The organism is Pseudomonas sp. Soil_N_39, assembly GCF_057655955.1.
This window is the reverse complement of record NZ_JBDGLI010000006.1, coordinates 65,354-71,695: the sequence shown is the minus strand read 5'-3', so window position 1 is coordinate 71,695 and position 6,342 is coordinate 65,354. Positions and strand designations below refer to the sequence as shown.

The window sequence follows — 6,342 nt, the reverse complement described above, 5'->3', positions numbered from 1 at the left end:
CCCCCGTTACATGCCTTGCCTCTCGAATGCGAAGCAACCGAGACCGAGTAAAAATGGTGGAGAGGAGTAAAATCCCAATTCACTCCACCAGTTTAAGTAGCTTAAGTCCGTTCCGGACGTAGTTGCGTTATTGCGTTGTTCCTGCCACTAGCCTTCCAGTACCGCAGAGTGGAATAAGTCAGCGCTGGCACGTTGCGCATGCATGGCCATATCCAGGTTCCGGTTGTAAAGATGTTCATCTGTTCCATGCTTGAGATAGTTCACTACCGAGCTGATTGCCACGCTTGCCATCTCATCCCACACGGCAGCGGTCGACGCTCCTACATAGGGGGTGCAGATGAAACGGTCATCAGGCAGCTCAAGCATGGCGATCGGCATGTTGATCGCCTCGCCATTCTTGATGAGTGGTGGCATATCCCAGTTCTTGTCGTCAAACGCGGCCCCTGCAATTTTCTGCTCGAGCAGGGCCTTGTAGAGTGCCCGGCCATCAACTAACGAGGCCTCTGATGTATTGATCAGCATGGCGGAGGATTTCATCAGGGCAATTTCCTGCTCTCCGATGAGGCCCAATGTGGAGTCGTTGTACGGACAGGCCAGAATCACCACGTCACTACTTTCCAATAATGAGGCCATCGACAGTCGTTGGGCCTGGATATCGCGTTCTATGTCGAGTTTCTGCGAGTTAGCGGTGTAGACGATCCTGGACTTGAACCCATCGTGCATTATTCGGGCAATGCGGGAGCCGACCCTGCCCATACCGATGATGCCGATCACCGCATCCTTGAGAAGCGGAGTATCCATTTCATGCAGACGACCTTTTTTTTGTTCGGTATGGAAGTAGATCAATTTCCTTCTTAGCGCGATAACCAGCCCCACGAGAAACTCGCCCATGGCGTCGTACATCACTTTCAAGCCTGGCGTATTGGTAACCGAGATACCGAGGCGATCTGCTGCATCAATATCGACCAAATGCTCGGCCCCGGTAGCCAGGCATGCCACGAGCTGCAATTGGGCAGCGTGCCGCAGGACCTCTTCGGTCAGTATTTCCTCACCAGCTTGAATATAAATATGTGCGTCGGTGATTGCGGAGATAAGCCGTGCCTGATCGGGAAACGATTCATGGATCAGATCCACATCGTAATGCGATGAATTAAATTTGCAGATTTGGTTTTGAGCCAGGCGATCAGCCCCGGAAATAACTACTTTAATTCGCTCTGACACGGCAATATCCTTGGGTAGTGTTGTGAAGGTGAATTTGAAATATAAGAATAAGGTGCAATCAAGTGACTGAAAACAAAGGTGTCAACATGAGAGGTGTCTTCTTTAATCTGGTGCGTGCTGTGCCAGAAATTAATTGGGGTCATTATCTTGTTCGAGAATTTTTCAGTGTCTTGAAAGTAAGTCGCCATATGAAATGATGGTTTGTTCCTTGTGTCAAATTTCCTTTGTAAATCTTTATGCTTGATAAGTTGTTCGCCGATGAATATTTGTTTAAATGTCGTTGGTGGTAAGGTCTGCGAATGAACGCGTCAATCTGTTCATATAATAGTTGGTTTATTTTGGACAGGACGGAGTCCTTTGTTGCGTTGTTTTTCAACGCTGAACAAATTATTTCCATGAACGATTATTCGGCGACGGCTGAGCCAGTGGCGGGGAAGGGAGGGTGGCATCCTTTCGAGCCGCAAACCCGTCATGGGCGGGACGTGGCGCTTGAGCGGTGCCATACGCGACACATTGAACCACCCGTAGGTGATCAAGTTGAATTGGTCTGTCGAGGGGGCGGCAACAACGAGGTGGTGAAATAGCAAGTCACAAACATCCGCGCCATTCCTCGCTCGGCACGATGGTCATTCGCAACCATTGGATCTTTCGCAGGTCACTGCTGAAAGTCCTCAGTATTGGAGTACACCATGAGTACCACCCGCACCCTTTGCCTCGCCTGCTGCCTGTTCGCCCTGCAAGGCTGTTTCGACAACTCGGATAACGAGACCAAGGACAACACCGATGGCACCAAGTCTTCGGTGCAGATGCAGGAGTCTGGAAAGACGAACAAATAGTCGTCTAGCTGAACCCTGTGGGAGCTTGCTCGCTCAGCACTACACGGGTGGCTGACACACCGCTATCGCGAGCAAGCTCGCTCCCACAGGTTCGTGTTTCGTCAGCGCTTGCTCACCGCCCCTGCTGCAACACCTTCAGCGCTGCCGACGCCAGGAAGCCGGAGCGGCTCTTCTCTTCAGGATGGTGCAACACATACTCATCGATACGGTTGAGCAGGTAGCCGGGCAACGTGATGTTGAGTTTCTGCGCCTTGCCCAGGTATTTGGTCACATCGATATCCACCAGTGCCCAGGTGCAACCGGCATATTGCGGATTGGCTACGTGCAAGGTGACGGTGTTGGCCGGCGGAATCGGCGAGCCGTCTTCAGCCAGAATCTCGAAGTGACCCTCGATAGCCTCACGCGCCATCGCCATGGCTTCGTCCAGGTCGTCGCCAGCGGAAAAACATCCTGGAATATCTGGCACTTCAACACCCCAGGCGTGGTTGTCATCGCCCATGGAAATCGCAATCGGGTAAAGCATATTCATCGTCCTCCGGGAACGTCGCGCAACGGGCCGGCTGAAGCAGCGCCTGTTGCAAAATACTGATGGCCGTTTTCTTGAGCAGGTCCTTCTTCGGATGAGGAACCGTGACCAATCCCGGTTTGGTAGGGTGCTTGAAGTGATGGTGACTGCCCCGAACCCGCACCAGATACCAACCGTCTGCAATGATCTGGCTTATCAAAAATCGGCTATTCACAACACCTCCGTGTGGCGTGCTTGGTGGGTACTATACCTACTGAAGAGAAATGATCAACACTATAACCACCACGGACGCCATGGGTGGGCTCGGGCAGGTATTGCAACGAAGTCTAGAAGCGGTGTCGCACAAGGGCGGCAGAGGGGCGGGGTGGGTTTATTTCGGGATGTGAAACAGGGTGCAAATGCGTGAGTGGCGAGGGAGCTTGCTCCCGCTGGCTGAAGCAGCCCTGGATTTATAGCCAGGAGCCGCTTGCGAATTGCTGTCGCTATGACTGCTGCACAAACGTCAGCCGTATCGCAAAACCAATCAAAAGACTCCCAAACAACCACTGCTGTACACGCTGGGCCGAAGGCGATCGCTGGAGCCAGCGTCCAAGTGCGACACCCACCAATGCGTAGGTGCTGTCGAACAACAGGCCGACGCCGACCAGCACCATGCCCAGGATCGCGAATTGCCCCAGCACCGGTCCAGCTTGTGGATCGATAAATTGCGGCAATAACACTGAGCAAAACAGCAAGGCCTTGGGATTGAGCAGATTTGTCAGCAACCCGCGCCGAATCGCCTGGCACCAATGTCGCTTTCCGGCCTCGACAGCGGCGCCTTCAAAACTCGGCAACAAGGTGGTCCGCAGGCATTGAAAACCGATCCATAACAAATAAGCAGCCCCGGCCAGACGCACTGCATCAAAGGTCCATGGCGCTGTCTTGAACAACGCTGAAAGTCCCAGCGCCGCCAACGCAACATGGCATCCCCGAGCAACTCCCAGGCCCATTGCCGTCGCCAGCGCCGCGCCCCTGCCCTGACGGGCACCGGTTTGCAGCAGCAGGATCATGTCCGGCCCGGGCAACAGATACGCCACCGTCAACGCCATCAAAAACAACCCGAGCTCTGCCATGCCACACCCCTTTCATCAACGATTCGCAAGTGCCAAGTCTATGGCTGACGGGCAGGGCAGGTGGTTGCGAAGATGGCTTCTAAAGCTTCAAGAATTGGCATAACCTGCCAAATATCTGCATCATTCAATCGGAAAATGCCAACTCATGAAACTGGATGCCTTCGACCGCAAAATCCTCGTCGCGCTGCAACGCGACGGCCGCCTGAGCAACGTGCAACTGGCCGAAGAAATCGGCCTGTCCCCCTCACCCTGCCTGCGCCGTGTGCGGTTGCTCGAAGAAGCGGGGGTTATTCGTGGTTACCAAGCCGTCCTGGACCGCGACGAGGTGGGCCTCGGGCTGACAATCTTCGTAGGCGTCAAGGTCGAACGGCACAACGACGAGCGAGCCGAAGCATTTCGCCAGGCAGTGACGGCATTGCCCGAAGTGATCTCGGCGTTCCTGGTATCGGGCGAGTCGGATTTTCTATTGCAAGTCGTGGTGCCAGACCTGCGGGCTTATGACCGTTTTGTCACGGGGCAGTTGTTGAAATTGCCCGGGATCAGCGATATCCGGAGTAACTTTGCGATTAATACGGTGAAGACGCCGGGGGCGTTGCCGTTGGGGCATTTGCCGAGTGCTTGACTGGATACTGAGGGCGACGCAACGCAGGGAGAGCACCGCGGAACCCGTGGCGAGGGAGCTTGCTCCCGCTAGGCTGCGCAACAGCCCTCTTGTGAGCGCTTCGCACTCAAGCGGGAGCAAGCTCCCTCGCCACGAGATTCATTTCTCTCAGGACAATTGTCTATCTTTCCTGCAAAGGTCCCGTTGTTGAGGTTGTGCAACGTCTCGCTGGCCATAGTCGGCTTTCCAAACTTGCCGGCGTGCCCATAGGCGCCAGAGCGTGAGAGCAGGTTAACAGCGGAATGAAAAAGCCCGGCGGTCGGCCGGGCAGTTTTGGAATCCAGCAACGTGATCAGGCTGGCTTTGCACGCGCAGCCAACATCACTTCATTCTGTTTTTTGGTAGCTTCGATCAGCACTTCACTGTAGACGCGTTTTTTTCTTCCGATTTCGCATTACGAATGAAGTCTGCGAATGGGCTTGTGGACTCCTTTGTGGATCCGAGTTTCATGGTAAACAGGGAGTTGCTCCGTCATTTATCCCAAGCATGGCCATCAGTTCGTGTCCCGTATGCTTCTCGGGGATATGGTAGTCGATCTTGTCAACGCCAGCCTTGTAGAGGCGTCCAGAATTATCAATGTGCTTCACAAGCTGATCGACATGTAGATCCTCGGCGCGACCACCAGGGGAGCAAACCACCACAAACTCCAGACCAAAAAAAACCGGCCACCAAGAGCCGGTTTTTTTAATCCCCCGTCAAAAAACATACGACGCGGGACCAGAATTCGATTGGAGCGGGTGAAGGGAATCGAACCCTCGTTATCAGCTTGGGAAGCTGGAGTAATGCCATTATACGACACCCGCTCAGAGCGGCTGACTTTGTACCAGATGTGGGCACGGATTTGAAGTTTTTCTTCACATGGCGTGCGGTCAGTCGTCTACGTGAGCCTCAAACCAGAGCGGTCGTTGGCGGGCAAACCCCATTGCTGAAGGCGCAAGAAGGGGCTTGCTCGCCAAGACTCGGTTTCAGATAGCCAGTGCATGGTAGCCCTGCACGTAGCTATAGCGCGGTCGGCTTTCGTGTTGTTCCGGTGTGAGGAAACTCATCAAGGCGTTGCGACTGTCGCGGCAAGCGGCTTTGTGTTCCATGTCCAGAAAGTGCCCGGTGGCTTGCAGCGTGCTGAAGCTGCTGTGCTGCACATGATCGGCAAAGAGCTTGGCGTCGTCGGCCGCGGTGTATTCGTCCCATTCGCCATTCAGGAACAGCACCGGCACGTTGATTTTTTTCGCTGCGTTGACGTAGCACAAGCGATCGCTGTGGAGCACATCGCTGATGTGGAAGTGCATCTGCCCGTACTCATGCTCGGCCAGGCTGCTGACGTGGCGATAGTTGAAACGCTTGAACAACGGCGGCAGGTGCTTGCCGATGGTGCTGTTGACCAGATGCCCGACCCGGTCGCCGTCCAGGTTGCCCAGGTAATCCACACCGCGCTCCAGGTAGTCGCGCATCGGCGCATTGAGCACTGGCGAGAACGAGCTGATCACCGCTTTTTCGATACGTCTTGGCCGCTGGGCCAAGGCAGTCAGCGTGGCGGCGCCGCCCCAGGAAAACGACAGCACGTGTTCGGCGGCGAAGTGGTCGATCAGTTCCAGGAGAATCTGGCCCTCAATCTCTTTTGTCAGCATTTGCTCATGTCGGTTGTGAGCTTTTGACTTGCCCGCGTAGGGTTGGTCGTACAGCACGACATTGAATTGCGGGTAGAGGTTTTTGGCGGTCTGTGCAAACGACGCGGTGGTGGCCATTGAGCCGTTGACCAAAATGATGGTCTTTTGTGCGGCGTCTGCGCGATAGAACTCCGTGTAAACCCGATACTGACCCTGTATATCCAGCACAGCGATTTCTGGCCTCATGTCATAAGACTCCTGGCAAGCGGGTATGCGCGCAATGAGATTGCACGGGCAATGTGACAGGTAGGCATACGCCTGGAAGATAAGGCCCATGTCGATCCAAAACAGCGGTCGACGGGTGTTGTTATAGGCGGGCAGT

6 protein-coding genes, 1 tRNA gene and 1 pseudogene are annotated in these 6,342 nt (G+C 54.6%); 2 read left to right on the top strand and 6 right to left on the bottom strand.

Going from position 1 to position 6,342, the window contains the following annotated elements; all coding sequences use genetic code 11:
* Positions 1-147: 147 nt before the first annotated feature.
* Complete coding sequence (locus tag AC3A5O_RS11090; protein WP_305470100.1) at positions 148-1,221, bottom strand: 2-hydroxyacid dehydrogenase; 1,074 nt, start codon at positions 1,219-1,221, stop codon at positions 148-150.
* Between the two features lie 689 nt (positions 1,222-1,910).
* Here AC3A5O_RS11090 and AC3A5O_RS11085 point away from each other — a divergent pair.
* The gene (locus AC3A5O_RS11085; protein ID WP_163006726.1) at positions 1,911-2,057 is read left to right on the top strand and encodes a hypothetical protein; all 147 of its coding nucleotides are present in this window, start codon (positions 1,911-1,913) and stop codon (positions 2,055-2,057) included.
* Positions 2,058-2,169: 112 nt separating this feature from the next.
* On the opposite strand, the gene AC3A5O_RS11080 is transcribed toward AC3A5O_RS11085, so the two are convergent.
* The 3 genes and pseudogenes from AC3A5O_RS11080 to AC3A5O_RS11070 form a co-directional block, all read right to left on the bottom strand.
* Entirely contained in the window at positions 2,170-2,580 is a 411-nt protein-coding gene (locus AC3A5O_RS11080; protein ID WP_305470102.1) for a type II toxin-antitoxin system HicB family antitoxin, read from the bottom strand.
* A 40-nt stretch (positions 2,581-2,620) separates the two neighbouring features.
* Positions 2,621-2,797 (bottom strand): annotated as a pseudogene (locus tag AC3A5O_RS11075) (type II toxin-antitoxin system HicA family toxin); the annotation flags it as partial.
* 268 nt (positions 2,798-3,065) lie between these two features.
* Complete coding sequence (locus AC3A5O_RS11070) at positions 3,066-3,695, bottom strand: LysE family translocator (protein ID WP_122566048.1); 630 nt, start codon at positions 3,693-3,695, stop codon at positions 3,066-3,068.
* A 145-nt stretch (positions 3,696-3,840) separates the two neighbouring features.
* On the opposite strand from AC3A5O_RS11070, the gene AC3A5O_RS11065 reads away from it, so the two are divergent.
* Positions 3,841-4,317 (top strand): Lrp/AsnC family transcriptional regulator, encoded by a 477-nt coding sequence (locus tag AC3A5O_RS11065; RefSeq protein ID WP_122566049.1) that lies wholly within the window; start codon positions 3,841-3,843, stop codon positions 4,315-4,317.
* Positions 4,318-5,085: 768 nt separating this feature from the next.
* On the opposite strand, the gene AC3A5O_RS11060 is transcribed toward AC3A5O_RS11065, so the two are convergent.
* Positions 5,086-5,159, bottom strand: a tRNA-Gly gene (locus AC3A5O_RS11060).
* Between the two features lie 162 nt (positions 5,160-5,321).
* Positions 5,322-6,206 carry an alpha/beta fold hydrolase gene (locus AC3A5O_RS11055; RefSeq protein ID WP_305470105.1) on the bottom strand — a complete coding sequence of 295 codons (885 nt, stop codon included), beginning with the start codon at positions 6,204-6,206 and terminating at the stop codon, positions 5,322-5,324.
* Positions 6,207-6,342 lie beyond the last annotated feature (136 nt).

Coding starts and splice junctions, on each gene's coding strand:
- AC3A5O_RS11085 (WP_163006726.1), top strand. CDS start 1,911: ATGAGTACCACCCGCACCCTTTGCCTCGCCTGCTGCCTGTTCGCCCTG.
- AC3A5O_RS11080 (WP_305470102.1), bottom strand. CDS start 2,580: ATGCTTTACCCGATTGCGATTTCCATGGGCGATGACAACCACGCCTGG.
- AC3A5O_RS11070 (WP_122566048.1), bottom strand. CDS start 3,695: ATGGCAGAGCTCGGGTTGTTTTTGATGGCGTTGACGGTGGCGTATCTG.
- AC3A5O_RS11065 (WP_122566049.1), top strand. CDS start 3,841: ATGAAACTGGATGCCTTCGACCGCAAAATCCTCGTCGCGCTGCAACGC.
- AC3A5O_RS11055 (WP_305470105.1), bottom strand. CDS start 6,206: ATGAGGCCAGAAATCGCTGTGCTGGATATACAGGGTCAGTATCGGGTT.